The 25,382-nt window shown below is 66.2% G+C and carries 23 protein-coding genes and 2 tRNA genes; 13 read left to right on the forward strand and 12 right to left on the reverse strand.

Annotated elements, in window-relative coordinates; genetic code table 11:
- Positions 1–14: 14 nt before the first annotated feature.
- The gene (gene proX, locus EV687_RS05220) at positions 15–1,031 is read left to right on the forward strand and encodes a glycine betaine/L-proline ABC transporter substrate-binding protein ProX (protein WP_122226759.1); all 1,017 of its coding nucleotides are present in this window, start codon (positions 15–17) and stop codon (positions 1,029–1,031) included.
- A 194-nt stretch (positions 1,032–1,225) separates the two neighbouring features.
- Here the strand turns inward: proX and EV687_RS05225 are convergent, their stop codons facing one another.
- Complete coding sequence (locus EV687_RS05225; protein ID WP_122226760.1) at positions 1,226–2,161, reverse strand: DUF6999 family protein; 936 nt, start codon at positions 2,159–2,161, stop codon at positions 1,226–1,228.
- The gene (locus tag EV687_RS05230) at positions 2,158–4,155 is read right to left on the reverse strand and encodes a StlD/DarB family beta-ketosynthase (protein ID WP_122226761.1); all 1,998 of its coding nucleotides are present in this window, start codon (positions 4,153–4,155) and stop codon (positions 2,158–2,160) included. Before EV687_RS05230 ends, EV687_RS05225 begins: the two co-directional genes overlap by 4 nt.
- A 265-nt stretch (positions 4,156–4,420) precedes the next feature.
- Here EV687_RS05230 and EV687_RS05235 point away from each other — a divergent pair, with 265 nt between their 5' ends.
- Positions 4,421–5,128, forward strand: coding sequence for an AzlC family ABC transporter permease (locus EV687_RS05235; RefSeq protein ID WP_122226762.1), 708 nt, complete (start codon positions 4,421–4,423; stop codon positions 5,126–5,128).
- Positions 5,129–5,142: 14 nt separating this feature from the next.
- Positions 5,143–5,499: an AzlD domain-containing protein gene (locus tag EV687_RS05240; RefSeq protein ID WP_122226763.1), complete on the forward strand. Its 357-nt coding sequence runs from the start codon at positions 5,143–5,145 to the stop codon at positions 5,497–5,499.
- Between the two features lie 21 nt (positions 5,500–5,520).
- Here the strand turns inward: EV687_RS05240 and lolA are convergent, their stop codons facing one another.
- The gene (gene lolA, locus EV687_RS05245; RefSeq protein WP_122226764.1) at positions 5,521–6,162 is read right to left on the reverse strand and encodes an outer membrane lipoprotein periplasmic chaperone LolA; all 642 of its coding nucleotides are present in this window, start codon (positions 6,160–6,162) and stop codon (positions 5,521–5,523) included.
- A 337-nt stretch (positions 6,163–6,499) separates the two neighbouring features.
- Here lolA and EV687_RS05250 point away from each other — a divergent pair, with 337 nt between their 5' ends.
- Positions 6,500–8,014, forward strand: a complete 1,515-nt coding sequence (locus tag EV687_RS05250) for an AMP nucleosidase (RefSeq protein WP_122226765.1) — start codon at positions 6,500–6,502, stop codon at positions 8,012–8,014.
- 10 nt (positions 8,015–8,024) lie between these two features.
- Complete coding sequence (locus tag EV687_RS05255) at positions 8,025–8,540, forward strand: AAA family ATPase (RefSeq protein ID WP_122226766.1); 516 nt, start codon at positions 8,025–8,027, stop codon at positions 8,538–8,540.
- Here EV687_RS05255 and EV687_RS05260 read toward each other — a convergent pair.
- The 4 genes from EV687_RS05260 to EV687_RS05275 form a co-directional block, all read right to left on the reverse strand.
- Positions 8,531–10,213: an ABC transporter ATP-binding protein gene (locus tag EV687_RS05260; protein WP_122226767.1), complete on the reverse strand. Its 1,683-nt coding sequence runs from the start codon at positions 10,211–10,213 to the stop codon at positions 8,531–8,533. The two genes, EV687_RS05255 and EV687_RS05260, sit on opposite strands and share 10 nt — an antisense overlap.
- A complete protein-coding gene (locus EV687_RS05265) occupies positions 10,210–11,349 on the reverse strand; it encodes an ABC transporter permease (RefSeq protein ID WP_122226768.1) in 1,140 nt (379 codons plus the stop codon). Before EV687_RS05265 ends, EV687_RS05260 begins: the two co-directional genes overlap by 4 nt.
- A 146-nt stretch (positions 11,350–11,495) precedes the next feature.
- Positions 11,496–13,181, reverse strand: coding sequence for a long-chain fatty acid--CoA ligase (locus EV687_RS05270; protein ID WP_122226769.1), 1,686 nt, complete (start codon positions 13,179–13,181; stop codon positions 11,496–11,498).
- A 212-nt stretch (positions 13,182–13,393) separates the two neighbouring features.
- A complete protein-coding gene (locus EV687_RS05275; protein WP_122226770.1) occupies positions 13,394–13,978 on the reverse strand; it encodes an IMPACT family protein in 585 nt (194 codons plus the stop codon).
- A gap of 42 nt (positions 13,979–14,020) precedes the next feature.
- Here EV687_RS05275 and cobT point away from each other — a divergent pair, with 42 nt between their 5' ends.
- Genes cobT through EV687_RS05290 form a run of 3 tightly spaced genes read left to right on the forward strand, consistent with a single transcriptional unit; the run spans position 14,021 to position 16,583 of the window.
- Positions 14,021–15,100 carry a nicotinate-nucleotide--dimethylbenzimidazole phosphoribosyltransferase gene (cobT, locus tag EV687_RS05280; RefSeq protein WP_122226771.1) on the forward strand — a complete coding sequence of 360 codons (1,080 nt, stop codon included), beginning with the start codon at positions 14,021–14,023 and terminating at the stop codon, positions 15,098–15,100.
- Positions 15,097–15,972 carry an adenosylcobinamide-GDP ribazoletransferase gene (locus tag EV687_RS05285; protein ID WP_122226772.1) on the forward strand — a complete coding sequence of 292 codons (876 nt, stop codon included), beginning with the start codon at positions 15,097–15,099 and terminating at the stop codon, positions 15,970–15,972. The genes cobT and EV687_RS05285 overlap by 4 nt, the downstream gene beginning before the upstream one ends.
- Positions 15,973–15,986: 14 nt before the next feature.
- Positions 15,987–16,583, forward strand: coding sequence for a histidine phosphatase family protein (locus EV687_RS05290; protein ID WP_122226773.1), 597 nt, complete (start codon positions 15,987–15,989; stop codon positions 16,581–16,583).
- A gap of 95 nt (positions 16,584–16,678) precedes the next feature.
- Here the strand turns inward: EV687_RS05290 and EV687_RS05295 are convergent.
- Positions 16,679–16,754, reverse strand: a tRNA-Asn gene (locus tag EV687_RS05295).
- Between the two features lie 254 nt (positions 16,755–17,008).
- Between EV687_RS05295 and EV687_RS05300 the strand changes: the two genes are divergently transcribed.
- From EV687_RS05300 to EV687_RS05310, 3 genes are all read left to right on the forward strand, one after another.
- Positions 17,009–17,212 (forward strand): hypothetical protein, encoded by a 204-nt coding sequence (locus EV687_RS05300; RefSeq protein ID WP_130466457.1) that lies wholly within the window; start codon positions 17,009–17,011, stop codon positions 17,210–17,212.
- A 517-nt stretch (positions 17,213–17,729) separates the two neighbouring features.
- On the forward strand, positions 17,730–18,671 hold the full coding sequence (locus EV687_RS05305; protein WP_162846556.1) for a replication initiation factor domain-containing protein: 942 nt from the start codon (positions 17,730–17,732) through the stop codon (positions 18,669–18,671).
- Positions 18,668–19,687, forward strand: a complete 1,020-nt coding sequence (locus EV687_RS05310) for a tyrosine-type recombinase/integrase (RefSeq protein ID WP_122226776.1) — start codon at positions 18,668–18,670, stop codon at positions 19,685–19,687. The genes EV687_RS05305 and EV687_RS05310 overlap by 4 nt, the downstream gene beginning before the upstream one ends.
- 43 nt (positions 19,688–19,730) lie before the next feature.
- Here the strand turns inward: EV687_RS05310 and EV687_RS05315 are convergent.
- Both EV687_RS05315 and EV687_RS05320 read right to left on the reverse strand, forming a co-directional pair.
- Positions 19,731–19,806: transfer RNA gene (locus EV687_RS05315), tRNA-Asn, on the reverse strand.
- A gap of 64 nt (positions 19,807–19,870) precedes the next feature.
- A complete protein-coding gene (locus EV687_RS05320) occupies positions 19,871–20,506 on the reverse strand; it encodes a response regulator (RefSeq protein ID WP_122227237.1) in 636 nt (211 codons plus the stop codon).
- Positions 20,507–20,631: 125 nt separating this feature from the next.
- Between EV687_RS05320 and EV687_RS05325 the strand changes: the two genes are divergently transcribed.
- Both EV687_RS05325 and EV687_RS05330 read left to right on the forward strand, forming a co-directional pair.
- On the forward strand, positions 20,632–22,077 hold the full coding sequence (locus tag EV687_RS05325) for a sensor histidine kinase (RefSeq protein ID WP_122226777.1): 1,446 nt from the start codon (positions 20,632–20,634) through the stop codon (positions 22,075–22,077).
- A gap of 107 nt (positions 22,078–22,184) precedes the next feature.
- The gene (locus tag EV687_RS05330; RefSeq protein WP_162846557.1) at positions 22,185–23,663 is read left to right on the forward strand and encodes a trypsin-like peptidase domain-containing protein; all 1,479 of its coding nucleotides are present in this window, start codon (positions 22,185–22,187) and stop codon (positions 23,661–23,663) included.
- 194 nt (positions 23,664–23,857) lie between these two features.
- Here the strand turns inward: EV687_RS05330 and EV687_RS05335 are convergent, their stop codons facing one another.
- Together EV687_RS05335 and EV687_RS05340 are read right to left on the reverse strand one after the other, a co-directional pair.
- Positions 23,858–24,514, reverse strand: coding sequence for a VTT domain-containing protein (locus EV687_RS05335; RefSeq protein WP_122227239.1), 657 nt, complete (start codon positions 24,512–24,514; stop codon positions 23,858–23,860).
- On the reverse strand, positions 24,514–25,233 hold the full coding sequence (locus tag EV687_RS05340) for a hypothetical protein (RefSeq protein WP_122226779.1): 720 nt from the start codon (positions 25,231–25,233) through the stop codon (positions 24,514–24,516). The genes EV687_RS05335 and EV687_RS05340 overlap by 1 nt, the downstream gene beginning before the upstream one ends.
- Positions 25,234–25,382: the final 149 nt, after the last annotated feature.

Genomic DNA, 25,382 nt, shown 5'->3' on the forward strand with positions numbered 1-25,382 from the left:
CCCAAGGAGTCTCCATGAAAACCACCATCTCTCCCTTTGCGCTGCGCCACCTGCTGGCCGCCTCCCTGTTCGGCCTCGGCCTGGGCGCGGCACAGGCACAGGACCTGCCCGGCAAAGGCGTTACCGTGCAAGCCACCAAGAGTTCCATCGCCGAGGAAGGCTTCCAGACCGAGCTGGTCAACCGTGCGCTCGAGCAACTGGGCTACACCATCAAGCCCACCCAGGAGACCGAGTACGTCACCGGCTTCGTGGCCATCGCCAACGGCGACGCAACCTTCATGGCCGTCAACTGGCAGCCGCTGCACGACGACTTCTACAGGAACGCCGGCGGCGACGCCAAGTTCTACCGCCAGGGCACCTATGTCAACAACTCGCTGCAGGGCTACCTGATCGACAAGAAGACCGCCGACGCGCATGGCATCACCAACCTCGCGCAGCTCAAGGACCCGGCCATCGCCAAGCTGTTCGACACCAATGGTGACGGCAAGGCCGATCTCACGGGCTGCAATCCCGGCTGGGGTTGCGAGGCGGTGATCGAACATCATCTCAAGGCCTATGAACTGGGCAATACCGTGACCCACAACCAGGGCAGCTACTCGGCGCTGATCGCCGACACCATCGCACGCTACCGCGCAGGCCAGCCGGTGCTCTACTACACCTGGACGCCCTACTGGGTCAGCGGCGTGCTCAAGCCCGGCCAGGACGTGATCTGGCTGCAGGTGCCCTTCACCGCCCTGCCGGGTGAACAGGCCAAGGTCGAGACCAAGCTGCCCGATGGCTCGAACTATGGCTTCCCGGTCAACACCCAGCACATCGTCGCCAACAAGGTCTTTGCCGAGCAGAACCCGGCCGCGGCCAAGCTGTTCGCCGTCATGCGGCTGCCCATCGCCGACATCAATGCGCAGAACCTGCGCATGCAGCAGGGCGAGAACAGCGCCGCCGACATCAACCGCCACGTGGATGCCTGGATCAAGGCCAACCAGGCCACCTTCGATGGCTGGCTCGAACAGGCCAAGGCTGCCGCGCAGTAAAGACAAGGCGCAAGCCATCACCGCGCCACGAGGCGCTCCATGCACCCCGCTTTGGCGGGGTGTTTTTCATGGCGCAGGCAGATAGGAACCTGTTCAGCCGCGAAAACCGCCGCCAGTTCGGGCAGCCGCCGGCACAGGGTGCCGAGCGCCTGCGCCGAAAACGGCCGTCTCGCCAACGCAGCGCAAGGCCTTGATCAGCTTTCCGTCAATGGCGTGGCGGTATGGGCCCTGTTCTGTGCGGGCTGCGCAAGTGCACGGCTGGGCAGCGGCACCTCTCCGCTGGCCATGCGGCTGAGCAGGCAATGCAGCATCTCCGTCGAGAGGCCGTGCAGCACCAGCCGGTGACCGGCGCGCAGCGTGCTCTCAGGCACCAGCGGGTGCTTGTTGTTGAGAAGCACCAGATGCTCGGGTGCGGCAAGGATGCGGGCCACGTAGATCGCCACGGTCTCATCGAGCTGCAGCGAATTGCTGGCACGCCAGAAATCGTGGTCGGTCAGCAGCAACTGATAGACCGGCGTGTAGAGCTCGATGGCGGTTTGCAAATCCAGCACATTGAGGCGTCCGCTCGGCAGGTCCTCGAGGCGCAGCGGCGGCTCGACGATCATCGAGAAATCCGGCTCGGCCACCGGCCCCAGTTCGGCGCCCGCGGCGCGCAGCGCGGTATTGAGGCGGATCACGAAGTTGAAGAGATTGAGGTCGTGCTTGAGGAACAACTCGTCCTTGACGTCATCGATGGCCAGCGGCTCCAGCGGGCTGGTGGCCACTGGCGTGGGCGCGTTGCGCGCGACGAAGGACAGCACCTGCGAACCCAGATGGAAGTGCCGCAGGATGAACCAGTTGGCCTCCGGCGAGATGAAGTTGCGCATGCTCCAGGCCAGCAGGCGGTGCAGCAGCCGCGAGTGCGCCCATTTCCTTGGCAGCAGCACCTTGACGAGCTGGATCAGGACGATCGACAGGCGCGCCAGCGGCCGCGCGAACGGCAACAGGTACTGGCGCGAGGCGCTGCTGGAATCGCGCAGCCAGGCGGCCTTGACGGCATCGGGCAGCGGCGTGCTCCGGTCCAGGTACAGCGCCAGCCAGGGGCTGGGGTCACGCTCGTCGTGCGGCTGGTCGCGAAAGTCGGTGCTCATGCGTGGTCTCCGGTCAGCACATGTTCGAACTGCATCAGATAGAGCTGCGCGGTGCGCCTCGCCGTGGCGATGATGGCGCGCGCGACCTGCGCGCCATCGTCACCGGCCACGGCCATCTGCACGGCCACCAGCCAGCGCTCCAGGTGGTCTTCGTCGTTCTCGCCATGGTATTCGAGAAAGCGGAAGCACTCGGGCCCGAGCGGCAGGCTCGCGCGCAGCAGCGGCAGCAGGCTGGGCACGATGCGCTGGCCGGTACCCTCGATGATGTAGATGGCGCCCAGCAGACCCAGCGGGTCGGGCGTGGCAGCCAGCCCGTGCAGGTAGGCGTTGAGCGCCTCCCCGCCCGGGTTGCGGCGCAACTGCGTGATGTCCTCGGCCGTGCCGCCGGCCTTGCGGTAATCGCTGAACAGCACCAGGAAGTCGTTCTGCTCCTCGCCCGCGTGCAGACTGATCAGCGCCGCCAGCGCGGCATGGCGCTGCGTCAGCGAGGCCGCGCCCTCGCGCATCCACAAGCTGCCTTCGCGCACCTGCGGAATCCACTGCTGCATCCACTGCACATAGTCGTCCACCGCCATGGCGCCGCCACGGATGCGCTGCACCAGCGGCGTGCGCCAGACCTGCGAGCGGTAGTCGTGCCAGATGCTGGCCAGCTCGGTCAGCAGGGACGCCAACTGCGGTGGCGCCGCAGCCGGGTCGTGCGGCGGTGCAATCGCCGGGGCATCGGCTTCAGCCGGCGCGGTGATGGCACTGCCACTGCCACTGGTGCTCGTGTTCGTGTTTGCGCTGTCGCTTGTGTTGGCAGGCCGTACCCCGGCGGTCACAGCAGCAGCTGTGGAGGCGCCGGTATCCTCCCCATGCGCCTCGACCTCCCAGAGCAGATAACCCGCCGTGAAGCGCCCCGACTCGGGCACGAAACACAGCACCGTATCGCCCGGCCGCAGGCGAGCTTTTTCCTGTTGCAGGAACTCGGCCAGCATGATGAAGATCGAGGCGGCGCCGGTGTTGCCACGCCAGGCCAGGTTGCTCCACCAACGCTCGCGCGGGATGGCCAGTTGCGCCTTCTCCAGCAGATCCTGCACCACCGGGATGAAGCGCTCGGATGAGTAGTGGCAGAGGAAATGATCGATGCCGCGTGCCGGCAGCCAGCCCTGGTGCGCCAGCTGCGCGTACTCATGGATGCAGACATCGAACAGGTGCGGCAGCAGCCGCGTGTCCTGCCGCAGCGCCAGCGCGCCGGCCGCCTCGGCCGCGCCCCAGGACGGGAAGTCCAGGTGGCTGGTGTGCCGGTCGGCCGTCAGCCCGAGCTGCATGCATACCGGGTAGTCGCCGGCGAAGCTGCGCAGATGGCTCCAGCGCAAGCGCATCCGCAATGGCTTTGCCCCGCTGCCGGGCAAGGCGGCCGGCCCGCCCAGCAGTACCGCCCCGGCGCCATCAGAGAGCATCCAGCGCAGGAAGTGGGCATCGAAGTCGGTTTCGTAACCTTGCGCGGCATAGCGCGAACGCTTGAAAAGCCGCGAAGGCATCTCGCTGGCCGCGGCCAGCGCCAACGGCTGCCGACCATGCTCGATGGCCAGCGCGGCCGCCTGCAGCGCCCCCACACTGGCGGCGCAGACGCCATGCACCGAAAGCGTCTCCATCGGCGGCGCCGCCAGCTCGCCCTGGATCATGCTGGCAAAGCCGGGCATCAGCGCATCGCCGCCCGATGAGCCGCTGGCCAGGTAGCCCAGCTCGGCGAGCTGACGGCCGGCCTGCGACAGGCACTGGCGCACGGCAGCGGCAGCCATGCCGGCGTTGCCGATGACGGTCTGCCCTGCGGGATCGATGGCATAGTGCCGCTGGCGAATGCCGTTCTCGGCCAGGATGCGCCGCTTGATGCGGCCCGACAGGCGGTTGAGCGGCGCCACATAGGCATCCATGCCGTCGTTGTCGACGGGCTCACCGGGCAACCAGGCGCTGGCCGACTGCAGGAATACATTGGAATAGGAAACGGGCATGGCAACTCCTTGGAGGGCTCGACTATATCGGCACCGCGCCGCCTGCTCTTGCGCTGCGGCGGGCCTTGGCAGGCATTCTGTTGCCATCGATACCAAATTCTTCTCAGTTGCTTCCCGGTATCGAAAAACGCATCTCTTGGCACGATCCGGTGGCCATTCCGTCCTCCAACCGCACTGAAAAGGCGCCATGGATTCCGTAGAATCCGAGGTCACTCTTCTGCTTCTGGCCGCCCGCTGCGGGGGCTCCTCACCCATTCCCACTCCCATGCACGCATTCCTCAAAGGGCTTGGCGGCAGCCTCTCCATTGCGGCGGGCTATTTCCCGGTCGCCATCTCGTTTGGCCTGGCGGCCATGGAAGCGGGGCTGCCGGCCTGGGCCGTGATGATGGTATCCGTGCTCGTGTATGCGGGCGCCAGCCAGTTCCTTCTCATCAGCCTGCTGGGCTCCGGCGCCGGCCTGGCCGCCAGCGTCTCGACCGTGCTGCTGATGAACCTCCGCCATGTGTTCTACGGGCCGGCACTGGCCACGCAGTTGCCGGCGCCCGGTCACGGCCCGCAATTGCCCTCGCCGCTGCTGGCCTTCGGACTGACCGATGAAGTGTTTGCCACCAGCATGAGCAAGATCGGACAGGTGCCTCCAAGGCAGCGCCAGGCCTGGTATGCGGGCATGGCGCTGGGCGCCTATGCGGCCTGGATCGCCGGCACCGCGTGCGGAACCTTGCTGGTGGGAGACCTGGGCGCCTGGCCACAGTGGCTGCGCGATGGCCTGGCCTTCGTGCTGCCGGCGCTCTTCTTCACACTGCTGCTCGACGCCGGGTTGCGTCGCTGGCGCATGGCCGTCTGCACAGCGGCGCTGGCCGCTGCGCTGCTGTCCCGGTGGCTGCCGGCACACCATGCATTGGTGCTGGCCATCGTGCTGGGCGCGGCTTGCCATGCGCTGAGCCAGCGCCAGCGTGCCCTCGTCCACGCCTGAACGGAAATCACCGCATGTCGCGCATCGAATGGATCATCCTGCTCAGCGGCGTGGGCACCTTTGCACTGCGCTGGCTGCCACTGCGGCAAGCCCGGCGCCGGCTTCGCCGGCCGCTGGCCGATGCCGCGCCCTCGGCACTGCAACGGCTGCTGGCTGGCATTGGCCCGGCGGCCATTGCCGCACTGCTGATGGTTTCGCTGCTGTCTCTGCCGGCCACGGCGGGCCCGGCGCAGGGGCTGCCAGGCCGTCAGATCATCGCCGCAGCGCTGGCACTGCTGCTGGTCTGGCTGCTGCGCCTGCGCGTCAAGGGCATCGCCATGCCCACGCTGGCCGGCGCATTGGCCTATGGCCTGCTGCTGCAGTGGCTGTAGCCGCCGCCCTGGCGGGCGGCATCACTGAGCAGCGTCGTGGATCACGTCGGCATCGGCCGGAGGCGTGAAGCGAAACTGCGCCGCATCGACCGGCGCGTTGGGTTCAAAGTTCTCGAAACGCAGCGCCGAGTGCTGCGAGAAGCTGTCCTCGATGTCCAGCGCCGCCAGGTGCTCGCCCTGGAAACCGATGCGCACGCTGCGCAACTGGCCATCGGTGGCCTTGGGCGTGGCCACCACCCATTGCAGCCCATCGGCCGCAGGGCCGCTTTGCAGCGTGAAGTCGCGCTCCAGCGACGCGCGCGAAGTGGCCGACGAGAGGATCGCCGCCGGCGTGCTGTCGAGTGCCTGTTGCTGCGGGCGCGAGGTGGCCTGGTTCAGATCCTCGTCATACACCCACAGGGTCGTGCCGTCGCCGACGATCTGCTGCGGGAAGGGCTTGAGGTAGTCGAAGCGGAACTTGCCGGGCCGCTCGAAGGCGAAGGTGCCGCTCGAGCGGCTCACCCGGCCCGGCTGGCCGTCGCGCTCCGGCGCGGTGACGGTCTGCGTGAAGCTCGATTGGCCCGAGCGCACGTTCTGCAGGAACGCATCGAGCGCCTGCAGGCCATCGGCCATGGCCAGACTGGACGCCAGCGACAAAGCCAGCATTGCAATGGATTTCTTCATCCTCACCTTTCTGTCAATCGTGTACTCATATGCCGCGCCGGCGGTGCCGGCACGCGGCCCTGCGTGGGAAGAGGCTTGGAGGGCCGGGAGGGCCGCAAGTTCGACGCGTCCAACTACAACGCGCGGGCTTTGCCGAAGTTTACAGAGCATCCGGAGCCATTAGCTCCGCCGGGGGGGCTGGGGTCTTGCACGTCTTGCGCCGTCATGCCGCGGACTTGTTCGGCGGCATAATCCCTGCAAGAGAGTACAGGCGCCCAGAACACGACCTCCGCCTCCTGACGCGCCCGGGCGTCTCCGCAAGCACGACACCGCCACGGGCCCTGCCACCACCATCCGCATGACGCAAACTCCCCATTTCAGCCTCCATCACGATGCCGCCAGCGCGCTGGCGGCCGTGCAGACCATCTACAACCAGCAGATTGCCCATCTGCGCGAGGGTCTGGCGCGCTTCATCGCCGGCGAGGACACGGGCCGCATCCAGGCCTTCTACCCCTGTGTGCGCATCGAACCGGCCCCCACCGCCGGCAGCGCGCTGGCCTCGTTCGATACCCAGTCGGCCTATGGCTTCGTGGCCGGGCCGGGCCGCTACGAATCGACGCTGACCCGCCCCGACCTGTTCGCCCATTACTACCGCGAGCAGTTCGAGCTGCTGATCCGCCACCACGGCGTGCCGCTGGAAGTGGGCTTGAGCCAGGAGCCAATCCCGGTGCACTTCGCCGCCAGCGAGCAAGGCCTGGCCGAGGCCGATTTCGACTTCGCCCGCAAGCAGTTGATGCACATGTATTTCGATGCACCCGATCTGGCCGCAGTGGACGACACGGTCGCCAATGGCACGCGCTTCTACGCGCCGGGCGAGGCCATGCCGCTGTCGCTGTTCTCGGCCCAGCGCGTCGATCTGTCGCTGCAGCGCCTGCGGCACTACAGCGGCACCTCGGCCGAATGTTTCCAGAACTTCGTGCTGTTCACCAACTACCAGTTCTATGTGGAAGAGTTCGTGCGCATGGGATTGGCGCAGATGCAGGATCCGGCCAGCCCCTACATCGCCTTCATCGAACCGGGCAACCGCGTCACCTGGCGCGAGGGCTACACGCCGCCTGCCGGCCACCTCTACCCCGCCAACAGTCGATCCGGCCGCCACAGCGGCGGCGCCACCGGGCGGCTGCCGCAAATGCCGGCCTACCACCTGGTCAGGGAAGGCAACCAGGGCATCAGCCTGATCAACATCGGCGTGGGCCCGGCCAATGCCAAGAACATCACCGACCACATCGCCGTGCTGCGCCCGCATGCGTGGATCATGGTGGGCCATTGCGCCGGCCTGCAGAACAGCCAGAAGCTGGGCGACTACGTGCTCGCGCACGGCTATATCCGCGACGACCACGTGCTCGACGACGATCTGCCGGTGTGGGTGCCGATCCCGGCGCTGGCCGAGGTGCAGCTGGCCCTGGAGCAGGCCGTGGCCGAAGTGGCCGGCGTGCAGGGCGTGGCCCTCAAGAGCGTAATGCGCACCGGCTCGGTGGCCAGCACCGACAACCGCAACTGGGAACTGCTGGACCATCGCATCCCGCTGCAGCGCTTCCGCCAGGGCCGCGCCATCGCACTGGACATGGAAAGCGCCACCATCGCCACCAACGGCTATCGCTTTCGCGTGCCGTATGGCACGCTGCTGTGCGTGAGCGACAAGCCCTTGCATGGCGAGCTGAAGCTGCCCGGCATGGCCGACCAGTTCTATCGCGGCCGCGTGCTGCAGCACCTGCAGATCGGCATCAAGGCCATCGAGATCCTGCAGGTGCAGGAGGCCGTGCGCCTGCACAGCCGCAAGCTGCGCAGCCACGCCGACGTGGCCTTCCGCTGAACGCCTGCCCATGTCTGCACGGATATTCAACCCGGATGCGTATCTGCAGACGCCTCAAGGCCGGATCTACACCTCCGAGCGCAATGCCCAGGCTTGGGAACAGCTTTACCGGGACCTCGCAGCAGCACTGAAGCACGCCGATCCGGCCCGCAGCCGCCTCTACCTGGTCATGGGCCTGCAAGGCGGTGGCAAGACCCACTGGATTGCGCAGCAGGAGGCTCGCTCCGATTCGAATGTACTGTTTCTCGATGCAGCCCTGCCCGCCCGCCGACATCGCCAGCGCGCCATTGGGTTGGCGCGCGAACATGGCATACCGGTCATTGGCGTATGGGTCCAGGTGACACTGGAGTTGGCCCTGTCGCGGAATGCGCGGCGAACTGGCGATGAATTGGTGCCAGAAGCGGCGATCCGCAGCGTGTTTTCGATGCTGGAGCCGCCCTGCACCGAAGAAGGCTTCACGGACCTGATGATGATGGACGCAACTGCTGCGCAAGCCGACGCGGCGGCCCGTACGGCTCAGCCCTGACTTCGCTGTGGACGGCTGTCCTGCCGGCCCATGCCGGCGGCCGCCACCAGTGCCTGGGTGTAGGGGTGCCGGGGTTGCCCCAGCACCTGTTCGACGGTACCCGCCTCCACCTGCTGTCCATTCTTCATGACCAGCACACGGTGTGCCATGGCGCGCACCACATCCACATCGTGGGTGATCAGCAGATAGGCGAGGCCCCGCTCGCGCTGCAGGCGCTGCAGCAAGGCCAGTACCTGCTGCTGGATGGTGGCGTCGAGCGCACTGGTTGGCTCGTCGAGCACCAGCACGGCGGGCTCGACGACCAGGGCCCGGGCGATCGCAATGCGCTGGCGCTGGCCGCCGGAGAACTCATGCGGATAGCGCTCGAGCAGGCCCGAAAACTGCGCCTCGTCCAGCCCGACCTCGGCGAGCATGGCCAGCACCCGGGCGCGCCGCTGAGCCGGCGCCAGCGTCGGTGCATGCACCAGCAGACCTTCCTCGACGATCTCGCCGATCGTCAGGCGCGGCGAGAGCGCCGAGTAAGGATCCTGGAACACCACCTGCACATGCTGCCGCAAGCCCTGGTTATGGGCATTGTTGCGGGCGGCCGGCTGCTGCCAGCGGCGGCCGTCCAGCAGCAGTTCGCCACGGCACGGCAACAGGCCCAGCACGGCCTGTGCCAGCGTGGTCTTGCCCGAGCCCGATTCGCCAACGACAGCCAGTGTCTCGCCCGCATGCAGCCCGAAGTCCAACGCCTTGACGGCGGCAAAGCGGCCCTTGCGGAACCAGCCGCGCAGCCCGCCCAGCGGCACCTCGTAGTCGACCTCCAGCTGACGCGCCTGCAGCCACAGCGGGCCTGGCGGCTCGGGCAGCGCAACCACGTCGCGCGCCGGGCGGCTGCCGATGAGCTTGCGGGTGTAGGCCTGCTGTGGCACTTCGAAAATTTGCGCCACCGGCCCCTGCTCGACGATGTGGCCGCTTTGCATGACGGCCACGCGGTCGGCGAACTGGCGCACTAGGTGCAGGTCGTGCGTGATGAGCAGAATGGCCATGCCGGTCTCGCGCTGCAAGTCGGCCAGCAGCCCGAGGATCTGCAGACGCAGGTTGACGTCCAGTGCGGTGGTGGGCTCGTCGGCAATCAGCAGCTTGGGCCGGTTGGCCAGTGCCATGGCGATCATGGCGCGCTGGCGCTGGCCGCCGCTGAGCTGGTGCGGGTAGGCCGCGGCGCGGCGCACGGGCTCGGGGATGCCGGTTTTCTGCAGCAACTCGACGGCAGCCTGCCAGGCCGCGGGCCGCGCCAGCCCCTGCTTGAGCTGCACGACCTCGGCGATCTGCCGGCCCACCGTCATCAGCGGATTGAGTGCCGTCATCGGCTCCTGGAACACCACGGCGATCTCGCCGCCGCGCACGGCGCGCAGGCGGGCATCGCCCAGCTGCAACAAATCCTGGCCGTCGAACTGCGCCTGGCCCGAGACCTGCGCGCCTTCGAGCAGTCGCAGCAGACTCAGCGCAGTGACGGTCTTGCCCGAGCCGGACTCGCCCACCAGCGCCAGCTTCTCGCCAGGCTGGATCCGGAAATCCACACCAGCCACCACGCTCTTGCGACCACGCCCCTGGCCGAAGGCCACGCGCAGGCCGCGCACGTCCAGCAGCGGCGCATCGTGAGGCAGGTCGGGATGCAGGGCCTCGCTCATAGCACCCCGCCCTTGAGACCGACGGCCTCCGGAGGCTGGCGGTGCACGGCTTCGCCGGGCGGTGCCTCGTCGTCATCGGGCTGGATCGGAGCCACCTCGGAGAGCGTCTTGCGCGGGTCCAGCGCATCGCGCAGGGCGTCGCCCATCAGCGTCAGCAGCAGCAGCGTGACCACCATCACGAGAAAGGTGAAGGTGCCGATCCACCAGGCGTCGAGGCTGTTCTTGCCCTGGCCCAGTAGCTCGCCCAGCGAGGGGGTGCCCGGCGGCACACCCAGGCCCAGGAAATCCAGCGCCACCAGCGAGGCGATCGCCGCGCTCATGCGAAACGGCAGGAAAGTCACCACCGGCGTCATGCTGTTGGGCAGGATGTGGCGGCGGATCAGCTGCCAGTTGCCCACGCCGAGCGCACGCGCGGCCCTGACGTAATCGAGCTGGCGGTTGCGCAGGAACTCGGCGCGCACGTAGTCCGACAGGCCCATCCAGCCGAAGATGCTCAGGATGACCAGTAGCAGCACGATGCTGGGCTGGAAGATGGCGCTGAGGATGATGAGCAGGAACAACTCGGGCATCGAGCTCCAGACTTCGATGAAGCGCTGGCCGACCAGATCGACCTTGCCGGCGAAGAAGCCCTGGATGGCGCCAGCCAGCACGCCCAGCGCCACGCCAATGGCGGTGAGCGCGATGGCAAACAGCACGCTGACGCGAAAGCCATAGAGCAACTGGGCCAGCAGGTCGCGCCCGCGATCGTCGGTGCCCAGCCAGTTGTCGGCCGACGGCGGCGCCGGGTCGGGTGCGGTGCTGTGGTAATTGATGGTGCGCGAGCCATATTCATTGAGCGGAAACAGTGCCCAATTGCCGTCACTGGTGATGCGCGCGCGGATGAACGGATCGAGGTAGTCGGCCTCGGTGTCGAAATCACCGCCGAAGGTCTTCTCGGGATAGTGCTTGACGATCGGGAAGTAATACTGCCCCTCGTAGCGCAGCACCAGCGGCTTGTCGTTCGAAAGCAGCTCGGCCAGCAGGGCGAGCACCAGCATGGCGGCGAACAGCAGAAAGCTCCAGTACCCCAGGCGGTTGCGCTTGAAGCGCCGCCAGGCGCGCTGGCGTGGGCTGAGGATGGCGGTTTCCACGGGCATGTGGGCGGTCTTTTCGATGAAAAAGGGTTCGCGAAGCGCTGTTTATACACCAGCGCAGCGCGCCCGCCGCCGTCCGCGGACAGCACCAGCGCCGGCCTGGCCGCCGCGCCATGCCCCTGTGCCCGCGCCGCCGCCCGGGAGCCGGCTCACGCCGGCTCTTTTTCCTGCAGCAGCCGCCACATCACCTTGCCGCTGCCGCTCTTGGGCAGGGCCTGGACGAATTCGACGATGCGCGGCGTCTTGTAGACGGCCATGTTCTCGCGGCACCAGGCGATGATCTGCTCGGCATCGGTGTCCTCATGGCCGGGGCGCAGCACCACCACCGCCTTGACGGTCTCGCCGCGGTAGTCGTCGCGCGCGGCGATCACGCAGGCCTCCTGGATGGCCGGGTGGCGGAACATCAGCGCCTCGACCTCGGCGGGCCAGATCTTGAAGCCCGAGGCATTGATCATGCGCTTGAGGCGATCGGTGATGAAGAAGTAACCTTCGTCGTCGGTGCGCCCCAGATCGCCGGTGCGAAAAAAGCGCTCGCCCTCGAAGTCGATGAAAGCCCGCGCAGTGGCTTCGGGGTGCTTCCAGTAGCCCTCGAACACCTGCGGGCCGCGGACGATGATCTCGCCCTGCTCGCCCGGCGACAGCTCCGCCAGCGTGTCGGGGTCGATGATGCGCGCATCGACACCGATCAGCGGAATGCCAAGGCACTGTTGCTTGGGCCGGTCGGTCGGGTTGCTGTGCGAGGGCGCGGCAGTCTCCGTGAGGCCATAGCCCTCGACGTAGCGCAGCCCATACTGCTCCAGCAGGCGTTGAGCCACCGCCTGCGGCATGGCGGCCCCGCCACCGCCGATGTGCCGCAGACTGGTGAGGTCGTAACTGGCGAAGTTCGGACTGGCCAGCAGGTCGATGACCATGGTGGGGATGTTGGTCCAGCTCGTCACGCGCCACTTGGAGATCAGGCGCCCGGCCAGGTCGCGGTCCCAGCGCGGCATCAGGATCTGCGTGGCGCCCAGGTAGATGCCGCCGTGCATCACCACCACCATGCCGGTGATGTGGAACATCGGCACCACCGAGAGCGTGACGGTCTGCATGCTGTGGTAGCCCCACAGGGTCGAGGCCACGGCGTTGTAGTTGATGCTGCGATGCAGGTGCATGCAGCCCTTGGGCAGGCCGGTGGTGCCGCTGGTATAGGGCAGCACGGCCAGGTCCTCCTGGCCCACCACATGCTCGGGCGCAGCCGCCGTACAAGCCAGCGCGTCCCGGTAGCGGTGCAGTTGCGCTCCCGCGATGGCGGGCGGCGGGTAATCGCGGCACAGCCAGTCCTGCCAGGCCGGTGGCGGTGCATCCTCACCCTGCACGGCCGGATCGAAGGCGTCGGTGAACTGGGAGATGATCAGATGTTCGAGGCGCTGCCCGGCCGGCAATGCGTCGGAAGCCTTGGCCAGTTGCGGTGCCAGGTCGCCGGTGCTCAGTGCCACCCTGGCGCCCGAATCCTCGATGTAGTGCTGCAACTCGTGCGCCAGATTCATCGGGTTGACCGGCACCACCACCGCGTTGGCGCGCAGGATGGCGTAGTGCGCGGCCACCAGTTGCGGGCAGTTCTGCATGAAGACGATGACCCGGTCGCCGCGCCGCACGCCCAGTCCGTGCAGGTAGGCGGCCAGCCGCTCGACCTGCGCGGCCAGTTCGGCATACGAGGTCTCGGTACCGAAGAACACCAGCGCCGCCTTGTCCGGGAAACGCGCGGCACTGACGGCCAGGTTGTGCCACACCGAACTGGCCGGCGGCGTGATGGTGCGGGGGATGTGATTCGGCCAGAACGGGTCATACAAGGCCATGATGCGAACCTCCAGGATGGCGAATGGGTGAGAACCTGCCGGCGATCTTGCTGCTTCACAATCTTTTCGCGCTCGCGCGCAGGTTCCAGGAACAGTCGCCCGCAGGCTATCGGCGATCACCGGCACCATCAACCGTGGCAGCCCCAGGTCCGGGGCGTTTTCGGTCACCTGGGTTACAGCATGCGCGACAGCGGATCCATCCAGGCAGCCGATCAATCCAGCCAGCGCACCGTCCCCTGCGTCGCGTCGACCAGCGCCTGCCGCAGGGCCGGCGCCACGGCCTCGACAACGCTGGCGTGCACCGTGACCTGCTCGTCGTGCGCCACCTCCCACTGCGTGACGCCATGCTGCTGCAACAGATGCCGCACGACGCCCTCCTGCGGATACCGCACCGCAAAAGCCAAAGCGCAGACCGCCTGCAGCTCGACTTTCTCGGCCACCAGCAGCGCCTGTGCGACGGCATCCGTGTAGGCCCGCACCAGACCGCCCGCACCCAGCTTGACGCCGCCGAAGTAGCGCACCACCGTGGCCAGCACCCCTTCCAGGTGCTGATGGCGCAGCACCTCCAGCATCGGCCGACCGGCCGTGCCACTGGGCTCGCCATCATCGACTGCGGCCGATTCGCCACCGGCCATCAAGGCCCAGCACACATGGCGCGCCTCCGGGTGCTGGCGCCACAACTCCAGCACGACCTGCTGCGCCTGGGCGCGCCCCTCCACCGGCTGCACACAGGCGATGAAGCGGCTTTTCTTGATGACGAGTTCGCTGTGGGCGGGGCTTTTGAGGGTCTGGCGCATGATTGCGCTTAGCATACTGCACTCCCCGTGCAGCACCGAACCATGACTTCCTCCCCCGACACCCCCATCGCGGACGGCATTCCCCCTATCGCCTCGCTCGATGCCCCCGCCCTCTCCGAACGTCTCACCTCGCTGCTGGACCACAAGACCAAGCCGCTGCGCGCGCTCGGCCGCCTGGAAGATCTGGCGCACCAGCTCGGCCGCATCCTCGGCAGCACGGCGCCGGCATTGACGGCGCCGCAGGCGCTGGTCTTCGCCGCCGACCATGGCCTGGCCCGCCAGGGTGTCTCGGCCTATCCGGCCGACGTGACTTGGCAGATGGTGCGCAACATGCTCGCCGGCGGCGCCGCCATCAGCGTGCTGACCCGCCAGCACGGCATCGCGCTCAAACTCATCGACTGCGGCGTGGCGCAGGCCCTGCCGCCCCACCCTGACCTGATGAATTGCAAGGTCGCCACCGGCACCGCCGATGCCTCCGAACAGCCGGCCATGACAGCGGAGCAATGTGCGCAGGCCATCGCCGCCGGACGCCGCGCCGTCCAGGCCGTGCCGGGCAACGCCGTCCTGCTGGGCGAGATGGGCATCGGCAACACCTCCGCCGCGGCGCTGCTGCTGGCACGGCTGATCGACCAGCCCGTCGAGGCCTGCGCCGGTGCCGGCACTGGCGTGCAGGGCGAGGCGTTCGCGCGCAAACTGCAGGTGCTGCGCAAGGTGCTGGCACGCCATGCCGGTGCCCACGCACCGCTGGACGTCCTGGCCGCGATGGGAGGGCTGGAGATCGCCGGCATGGTCGGCGCCATACTGCAAGCCGCGCTGGAGCGGCGCGTCATCGTCGTCGATGGCTTCGTCACCAGCGCGGCCGTACTGGTGGCGGCGCGCCTGCAGCCGAACGTGCTGCAGCGCTGCGTGTTCTCGCACCTCTCGCATGAGCAGGGCCACCGCCTGATGCTCGATGCCATGGGCGTGCGGGCCCTGCTGCAGATGGACATGCGCCTGGGCGAAGGCTCGGGCGCGGCGCTGGCCTGGCCGCTACTGGAATCGGCCTGCCGCATCCTGCGCGAGATGGCCAGCTTCGAGTCGGCCCAGGTTTCCGGCCAGACTTCGAACCAGAGCATCCCATGAATCCATGCCAGGGCCTGCGGCATTTTCTGCTCGCACTGCAGTACTTCACGCGCATTCCCGTCACCGGTGGGCTCGCGCGCTGGATGGGTTACCAACCCGAGTGGCTGCCGCGCGCACTCGGCCATCTGCCCGGCGTAGGCGCGCTGGTGGGCCTGCTCTCGGGTGGCGTGCTGGCCGCCATGCTGTGGCTGCTGCCCAGCGTGCAGATGGTGCCCGCCACGGCCTGGGTCGCCGCGCTGTTGGCCACCAGCGCCGGCCTGCTGCTGACCGGCGCGTTCCATGAAGACGGCCTGGCCGACCTGGCCGATGGCCTGGGCGGCAGCCATGAGAGGGAGCGCGCACTGGAGATCATGAAGGATTCGCGCATCGGCGCCTTCGGTGCCATCGCCCTCGCCATGGCACTGCTGGGCAAAGTGGCGCTGCTGGCCGCCGTGGTGCAGGCCGCCAGCGTTGCATTGCCTGCCATGGCCGGCTGGCAGCCAGCAGCGCTGCTGGGCGGTGCGGCTCTGCTGGGCGCCCATGCATGCTCACGCATGATGCCCATCCTCATCACCGCGTGGCTGCCGCACATCGGCGACAGGCCGTCATCCAAATCCAAGCCGATTGCCTCCCATGTCGCCGCGAGCACCGTGCTGGTGGCGCTGGTCTGGGTGGCGCTGATCCTGCTGCTGCTGTCCATCGCTCTGCCACACCTCGACTGGTGGCTGCCGCTGCTGGGCGCGCTGGCCGGCGGTGGCCTGGTCGGCTGGCGGCTCAAGGTCCGATTGCAGGGCTTCACCGGCGACGGACTGGGCGCGGCCCAGCAACTGGGCGAACTGGGCTTTTACCTGGTGCTGCTGGCCGGCCTGGGCCGCACCGGCGCGCCGGCCTGAACAGGGAACCGGCCATGCCCCTGTGGATCATGCGCCACCCCCGCGTCGTGCAGGCCGAGCCGACCTGCTACGGCGCCAGCGAAGTGCCGCTGGATACTGCACATCTGCAGACCTGTGCAGAAGCCCTGGCCGCTGCTCTGCCGCAAGGCAGCCGCATCACCACTTCGCAGCGGCAGCGCACCCAGGCACTGGCCACCGCACTGGCGGCGCTCAGGCCTGACCTGGCGGACTGGCAGACCGATGCGCGCCTCAATGAGATGGATTTCGGCTGCTGGGAACTCGTGCCCTGGCGCCAGATCCCGAAACCCGCCATCGACGCCTGGACGGCGGACTTTGCCAGCCATCGCTTCGGTGGCAGGGAGTCGGTGACCGACATCATCGGCCGCGCAGCCGCCATGCTCGACGATCACCGGCGCATCGCCGACACCGACGATGCGCCCCGGCTCTGGATCACTCATGCGGGCGTCCTCAACGCGCTGGCCCTGCTGCAGGAGCGGCCCGATGGCCGCATCCGCTCCGCCGCAGACTGGCCGCCCACCCGAGTCGGCTTTGGCCAATGGCTGATCTATCCCGATCGGGGAACGCACGAGCCTCGCAAGAGCAAGACATAGGTGCTCTTTCCCAGCCCAGCGACCATCCCGGACAAAGAAAAAGCACCGCCATCGTGGCGCCCGGACCGGACGCACCATGGGAGTGCTTTCGAATATGGCTCCCCGACCTGGGCTCGAACCAGGGACCTGCGGATTAACAGTCCGTCGCTCTACCGACTGAGCTATCGGGGAAAGAAGCCCGCGATCATAGCAGAGTTTTTTGCGTGACTGGCAAATGGCTCTTATGAACGCGGAATTTCCGTCTCTCCGTACCTGCTGACGTGGCCCGACTTTCTGACAACAGCTACGCAGGAGCTACGCATGGATTCATTGAAGACAAACGGGGTGGGGGCCGCTGGCGGGAGGGGCAGCGCCCCTCCGGGGGCTGGAGCGAAGCGCAAGAAGGGGGTGCCCCCCCTGCTGACCGCTCGCGGGAGGGCTGACGCATGAAGAAGACGCCACCGCAAAAGATGAGCAGGTCGGTCGAGGATATCTACGTGATGCGTATCGCCGATCTGCTTTCCGATGACCCGATCCTGTTGGACGTGATCGGCCACCGCTTCAAGCTGGTGGCGGAATGCGACCGGGAGCGCCGCCGCGTCACGTACCAGTTTCGGGCCGTTGACGACGATGGGCCGGGGACGCTGTAGGCACCGCCTGCTTAGCGAATCCGTGATAGCATTTGCGTTGCAACTAACGGACTGGCCCGTCGGAACTTGTAGGGGCTGCAGAGGCATACCAAAATCCGCGCCAAGCTCGCGTACCGAATAGAAAAGGTTGAGCTTAGGTAGCAAGCGATCACAAGTCCTCACAAACGCAAATAATGCTGTTGCGAATTCCCTTTCATCCGGGGTTCGCTGCTGCATGTCTATGTTGTCAGCGAACCCCAATCACAGCATTGGAGTTCGCGTGTTTTTCCCCAACGATAGATCAGACGTTCCGCATGGAAATGCGGAAGACATAAGCGGACGCATGCCCGCCGCGCAGAGGGGCCCCGCTCGCGGGGACACTTGCGCGGCGGGCGGGCGCCCGCTGAAATCCACCACAGCGCCAGCCCCCCGTGTAGTAACCACGGGAGGAAAGCAACAGAAGGCCCCGAAGTACGCAGGGATCGACCAGGACACCGGAGAACCTGTCGAACTCTACGTTACGGGTTCGCGGCTGGTCGTGACACGCCATCTGCAGCCTGACGCATCCTCGCATCCGGGTGCGGCCCTGGTCGATGCCCTGGCCTTCAGCATCGTGCCGCCCGACGAGCTGTCCTATCCCTGGGTGCTGGAGAACCTGCGCCGCTTCATGGTTCTGGAGGGCTTCGAACAACGCCGCGGCATGTTCGGCTTCCGCTGTTCCGCCCGGCTGGGCGATGGTGCGGGCGTCATCGCCTGGGGCGGCGAAAGTCAGCGCGGGCGCGTCTACGTCAGCCTCATGGGCAAGGGTTGCGGCATGGTGTTTGACTGGCAGGGGCTTGCGTCCTGGCTGGAGGAACACCGCGCCAAGCTCAAGCGCGTGGACCTGGCCCATGATGACTTCCAGGGCCAGCAGGTCAGCATCGATTGGGCCGTCGAGCAGTATCGGGCCGATGGCTTCAATGCAGGCGGGCGTCGGCCTGCACACGAAACCGTAGGCGATTGGCTGGCCGGCAATGAAGCGCGCAAGGGTCGAACCCTCTACATCGGCAACCGCACCAGCGGCAAGCTCTGCCGCATCTACGAAAAGGGCAAGCAATTGGGCGACCCGGAAAGCGGCTGGGTGCGCGTGGAAGTCGAATGGCGCGACCAGGACAGGTTCATTCCATACGACGCCCTCACCCACCCTGGCCACTATCTCGCCGGAGCGTATCCGTGCCTGGCCTTCCTGAGCGAGGAACAGTCGCGCATCAAGACCATCGCCAAGGGCGCATGCATCGCCTTCGACCGCGCCATCGAGAACGCCAAGCAGCACTGCGGCAAGCTGGTGAATCTCGCGCTGGAAGTGTTCGGCGGCGATTACGCCGAAGTGGTGGACCGGCTGCGCAGACCCGGCTATCCGAGCCGCATCGATCCGTTCAGCTACCACGTGCAGCATGACCCGGCCATGCTCGATCCAGCATTGCGGGAGGCCTGCGCATGAGCCTCTACAAACGCAAGGATTCCCCGAATTGGTGGGTCAAACTGCCACCGATCCCCGGCGAGGGTGGAAAGCCGCTGCAGATCAGCACCGGCACGGCCAGCAAGCGGGATGCGCAGGCATTCCACGACCGGCTCAAGGTCGAGCGCTGGGAGCAGGCCAGGCTGGGTGTCAAGCCGCGCCGCAAGTGGGAAGATGCCGTCGCCAAGTTCCTGGAGGAAACCAGCCACAAGCGCACGCACAAACAGGACCAGGCCATGCTGGCATGGCTGACCCCTGAACTAGGGGGGAAATGGCTTGACGAGATCGACCGGGCGCAAATCGACCGCATCAAGGCCAAGCGTGCCAGGATCGCCAGCAAGGCACGCGCCAATCGTTATCTGGCGCTGCTGCGTTCCATCCTGCGCAAGGCGTGTCATGAATGGGAATGGATCGACCACATCCCCAAGATGACGCTGTTCCGGGAAAACAATGGCCGCATCCGGGCGCTGACGCGGGAAGAGTTCTGGCGACTGCACCGGGAATTGCCACCGCATCTGGCGGATATGGCGCTGTTCGCGGTTTCAACGGGCCTGCGTGCCGCGAATGTGCGCTTGCTGCAATGGGCATGGGTAGACATGCCCCGCCGCCACATGCGGATTCCTGCCGACCAGTTCAAGAACGGGGAAGCGCACGGGGTGCCGCTCAATCAGACCGCCATGGACATTCTGAACAGGCGGGACGGCCTGAACGCGAAATACGTTTTCACCTTCAACGCGAAGCCGGTGGAACAGATTTCGACGCGGGCATGGCGTGCGGCACTAGCTCGCGCCGGAATCGAGGATTTCCACTGGCATGACCTGCGCCACACCTGGGCGACCTGGCAGCGCCAGGCTGGCACGCCGACGCATGAGCTGCAACGCTTGGGCGGCTGGAAATCTCTGGTGATGGTGGAGCGCTACGCGCACGTTGCGCCGGAGGGCTTGCGCGTTGCGGCCGATCGGCTGGATAATGTGCTCGGCTACACGGCAGCTACGTAGAAACGGCAAGGGGCAGACCGGATGGCCTGCCCCTTGGAAATAGTGGCTCCTCGACCTGGGCTCGAACCAGGGACCTGCGGATTAACAGTCCGTCGCTCTACCGACTGAGCTATCGAGGAACAAGCCCAAGATTATATACAGGAAAACGCCCGCACTCCGGCAAACGGCGCGGATTTTTCGATCTCAGTCGAGCAGACCGTTTTTCAGGGCGTAGTAGGTCAGGTCACTGTTGGAGTGCAAGGCCATCTTGGTCATCAGGCGCGTGCGGTAGGTGCTGACGGTCTTGACGCTCAGCGACAGTTCGTCGGCGATCTCCCCAGCCGTCTTGCCTTTGGCCAGCTTGAGAAAAACCTGGAACTCGCGCTCGGAGAGCTGCTCGTGGGGCAGGCCCTCGTCCTCGCCACGGCCCAGGTGCTGGGCCAGCAAGTCGGCCACGTTGGGGCTGATGTAGCGTTTGCCCAGCGAGATGACGCGGATGGCCTCGACGATCTCGGACGGATCGCACTCCTTGTTCAGGTAGCCGCTGGCGCCCTGGCGGATCAGGTTGACGGCATAGTGCTCCTCCGGGTAGCCGCTGAGGATCAGAATGCCCATGTCGGGCGCTTTGGCGCGCAGCATCGCCAGCACATCCAGACCGCTCTGGCCGGGCATGGACAGGTCCATGATCAGCACATTGATCTCCTGCTGGCGCACCAGATCGATGGCCTCGCGCCCGGACGCGGCTTCGCCGACCACGCGCAGATCCACATGTTCGGAGAGGTATTGCCGCAGTCCCGAACGGACGATGGCGTGATCATCAACAATCCCTACAGCGATCATGGTGGCTCCTTTTTCGAATACGGCAATGCCAAAGCGCGGCAAGCTTATCATGGCGCCGGACGATCTGACCCGCATTTCCTGCCCGGCCACCGCGCCGCCCTCCGACCCACAAGACAAACCCTTACATGCCCCTACCGAAAATGGCCCAAGAACGGGAAAAGCTGCTCGACCCGGCCTTTCTGCTGGTGCTGGCGCTGATGCTGGCCGCAGCCTTCCTGAGCATCAACGAGATCGCCTACCAGGGGGCGCGCCATGCGGCGCAGCAGACCTTTGCCTACCAGGACAGGCGCGCCGACATCAATCGCCTGGTGCAGGCATTGTTCAATGCCCAGACCCATCTGCGCGGCTACATGCTCTCGAGCCAGCCTGAACATCTCGATCTCTATCAGCAAAGCCGCCAGCACCTGCGCGATGAGCTCGGCGCAGTGTCCACGCGCCTGTCCGCCAGTGACGCCGACCGCGCCACCTTTGGAAAACTGCAGGAAGAAGTCATCTACCAAATGTCGGAGATGGACCTGAGCCTGCGCCTCTTCCAGCAGGACAAACCCGAGGCGCTGCAATTCCTGCTGAGCGCCGATCGCGCATCGGAGCCGCTGCAGTCGATCCAGGCCATCAGCGACAACATCGTCCAGGAGCAGGGACAGGAGATGCGCCTGGGCCGGCAGACGCTGCTGCGCTCGCTGCTGATTTCGCGCATCGGCGTTGCCTTCCTCAGCGCTGCGGCCCTGCTGGCCTTCTGGCTGTATCTGCGGCAGGTCAAGGCGCGCAAGCGCATCGACGCGCAGATCCAGCAGCGCCTGATGGACGAACGCGACGCCCTGGAGAAACAGGTGCGCCAGCGCACCGCCTCGCTCTCCGAGCTGGCCAGCTACCTGCAGCAGGTGCGCGAAAACGAACGTGCCCACCTGGCCCGCGAGCTGCATGACGAACTGGGTGCGCTGCTGACTGCCGCCAAGCTCGACATCGCCCGCCTGCGTCCGCGCATCGACATGGGCAATGCCGAGATCAAGGAGCGCATCGCGCACCTGAGCGACACCCTAAACCAGGTCATCTCGCTCAAGCGCCGCATCATCGAGGATCTGCATCCCTCGACGCTGAGCACGCTGGGCCTCAATGCCGCACTGGAAATCCTGACACAGCGCTTTACCAACACCACCGGCGTCGGCGTCGAGAGCAACCATGAGGTCGTCTCCATCCACAACGCAGACCTGCGCCTGACGATCTACCGCGTCATCCAGGAATCACTCAACAACATCGCCAAATACGCCAAGGCCTCTTCGGTGCAGACCTTCCTGCACCAGTACCCCAGCCACCTGTTCGTGCGCATTCGCGACGACGGCATCGGCTTCGATCCGGACAAGGTCGGCATCCACTCGCACGGCCTGCGCGGCATGCGCCACCGCATCGAGGCGATGGGCGGCCAACTGCGCATCGACACCGCGCCCGGCAAGGGCTGCACCATCACAGCGACGCTCCCGATGGTGGCCGACCTGCCCGGCGCCAGTAGCCACCCGCTGCCGCCGCCACCCGTCGCACCCATACCCCCATCTGCACCTGAAGCCGCATCCTGAGTCTCAAATGGCAATGATCCGGTGACAGGAATGCGATGTTCGACCAATGTCAACGGTCTTACGGATTGGAACCGTATCCTCTCTTACATTCGGTCAAAATGCGTGCCATGCAAAAACACCTTCGATTCCATATCATCGGCGCCATTGCGGCCGGCCTGCTGGCTGCATGTGGCGGTGGAGAAAGCGATGGCGGCAATGACCTCCCCCCCGCACTCAGCATTCAAAAAGTCGATGGCCGCTATCACACCGGCAAGCAGGCGGCCATCACCACATTCAAAAGCCATGAGGCGCCTGCCAATCTGCAGGTCGGCCGCATCGACCTGCCGGCGCTCGCGGCCGAGAAATCCACCGCACTGCCAGAGCCGTTCGGCGCGCGCAGGATCGGCGAGGCACGCGAGATCGCCAGCACCGCCAGTCCGGCCCTGCTGGCCGATCAGTTGCACTGGAGCGTTGCCGCCGATGGCAGCCAGCACGCCGCGATTCGCGTCCAGGCCGAGGCCGCCTTCGGCCTGCGGCTGGGTCTGCTGATCGAGCAATTACCCGATGCCGCGCTGCTGCGCCTCTACCACGACCAGAACGAGGATGAGGCCTATGAAGTCAGCGGCTCCAGCATCAATGCCCTGCTGGCCCTGAACGCCGAAGCGGGCGACACCAGTGCCGCAGGCAGGACCTGGTGGTCGCCCAATCTCGGCGGCGACCATGTGGTGCTCGAGTTGGAGCTGCCCGCCGGAGTGATGCCACAGGCCCTGCAAATCGCACTTCCAACCCTCTCGCACATCTTCACGGATCTCAGCCAGTACAGTGAAGAAGAGGCATCCGGCAGCATCGAGAAAGCCATTGGCGATGCGGAAAGCTGCAACCAGGATGTCAGCTGCTACAGAACCGGCCAGGAGCAGCGCGATGCCGTTGCCCGCATGCAATTCGTCGCCTCGGACGGCAAGAGCTACCTCTGCACCGGCACCTTGCTCAACGACGCGATTGCCTCGGACATTCCCTACTTCCTGACCGCCAACCACTGCATCGGCACGCAGGCCGAGGCCAGCTCGCTGCAAACCGACTGGTTCCTGCGCACGGCCAGTTGCTCGAGTGCCGCGATCGACAGTCGCCACACGGTCCGCGGCGGCGGCGCCCGCCTGCTGGTGAGCACCACCGGAACGCAAGGCTACGACGCCACCCTGCTGGTTCTCAATGACGCCGCGCCCGCCGGCACCTACCTGGCCGGCTGGGATGCCAATCAGAACAATACCGTGCAGGCCATCTACGGCATTCACCATCCTGCGGGTGATCTGGCAAAGATCAGCGGTGGCCAGCTCGTCTCCTACGCCAGCTGCAATGGCAGCGGCAGTTGCTCGACAGAGGGAAGCGACAGCGACAACTACTACGCCGTAAGCTGGGCCAGCGGCACCACCGAAGGCGGCAGCAGCGGCTCGGCACTGTTCTCGTCGAGCGGGCACGTGCTGGGCACCCTTTACGGCGGCGCCGCCAGCTGCAGTGCGCAACAGGCGCCAGACTTCTATGGCCGCTTCGACAAGGCGTTTGCAGCAGGCATGAACCGCTACCTGGCGGCCTCGGAACGGCCGCTGTGACGGCAGGCAGGCTCCCGGCCCCCGACCGGGAGAAACACATGGCGAGCCTGGTTCTCGCCATGCACCGATGATCCCACGGCCCCGGCGCCAGATCGGGCACCATCTGCAGATGGTTTTGCACTGCGCTGCGCAGACCGGCAAGCTCAAGGAACCTCAAGGGCGGCCGGGAAACCAGACCGCCTTCGCCTTTCACCCTATCCGCCGCGATCATACTCGTCGTGCCGCTGTCGTCTTGACAGGCCCCACAAGGCCAGCATGCCGGGCGCCAGTACCAACGTCCAGATCAGCGTGGAGAGGTGCTGCTGCACCCAGGCCTGATGGCCCAGCAAGTAGCCCAGGCTGGAAATGCCCACGACCCACAGCAATGCGCCGATCACATTGAATGCGACGAAGGTGGGTCGATGCATGCGCGCCACGCCAGCGACAAACGGCACGAAGGTGCGCAGAAATGGCATGAAACGCGCCAGCACCACGGTGATCGGGCCGTGACGTTCATAGTAGCCTTGGGCAAGATCGAACGCGCGGCGGTTGAAGAAGCGCGAGCCCTCGCGCCGGAACACCCGCAGGCCAACAAAGCGGCCAATCTGGAAATTGCACTGGTCACCCAGGATGGCTCCGGCAAGCAAGGCCCCCATGCCCAGCGGCAGACTGAGCAGACCTGCGCCCGCCAGCATGCCGACCACGAACAGCAGCGAATCGCCCGGCAGCAAAGGCATGACCACCAGGCCCGTCTCGACGAAGAGAACGGCGAACAGCAACAGATAGATCCAGGCGCCATACTGCTGTACGGCGACCTCCAGATAACGATCCACATGCAGGATGAAATCCAGCGGCAAGGTAAGCCATTCCATCATGCCCGCCCCTGCGCGCTGCCCGCACACCGACCGAGCACGCGTCGCATGCGCCACTGGCCCAGCAGCAAGAAGAAGTAGGCCACAAGCTCGGCAAACTCCTCCAGGATCTGGCTGGCACCAGCATCCAGGCCCGGTACATGCAGGCCCATATGCCCTTCGGTGGCGGCAGACACCATCATGCAGATGCCGAAGAGGCCCAGTTCCAGCCATGGCAACCCACCCTGGCGCCACAGCAGGGGCAGCAGCCGGTCGATGCGCCAACGCACAGCCGCCACGGCCATCACCGCCAGCAGAAAGCCCAATACGGGTGCCACCGCCCATTTGTAGAGCAGCTGTTGCGACGAGGAAAACACCGGACCCGTCACGGAGTCCACCGAAAGCGGCACCATCATGGTGGCGCCCCAGCTGAGTTCGCGCAGGGCCAGCGCAAACCAGAACGGTGCCACGATCCACCACACACAGCGCCGCACCGGCTGCTCGGCCCGATACGCCTCACGCAGCGCCAACACCCCGCCGACCAAGAGCAGAGCAACCTGCAGATTCTCGATCGGACCGTTCTCCCAGCCGATGCGCGGCGGCAGCGACGGCGCCAGCGCGTAGGCGACAAGCAGGAAAATGGTGGTTGCGGTGATGAGAACAGTGACACTGCGCCAGTTCTGGCGGTGTGGAAAAATCCATGCTGCCGGCGCAGCAGGCCCGGTCTTCGAAGCAGGCATGCAAACAATGAATCAAGACAGATGGCGGACCAGCGTGGCGGAAACGCGTGCAAGGCAAGGCTGAACCAATCGCCATCTGCAGACGACGCGACACGGCGCCGACACGCCAAGCCAACAAGTCCCGCCAGGGCATTGGCCGCCGTGCATTG

It is taken from the genome of Corticibacter populi, assembly GCF_004217315.1.
Classification (GTDB): Bacteria; Pseudomonadota; Gammaproteobacteria; order Burkholderiales; family Burkholderiaceae_C; genus Lampropedia; species Lampropedia populi.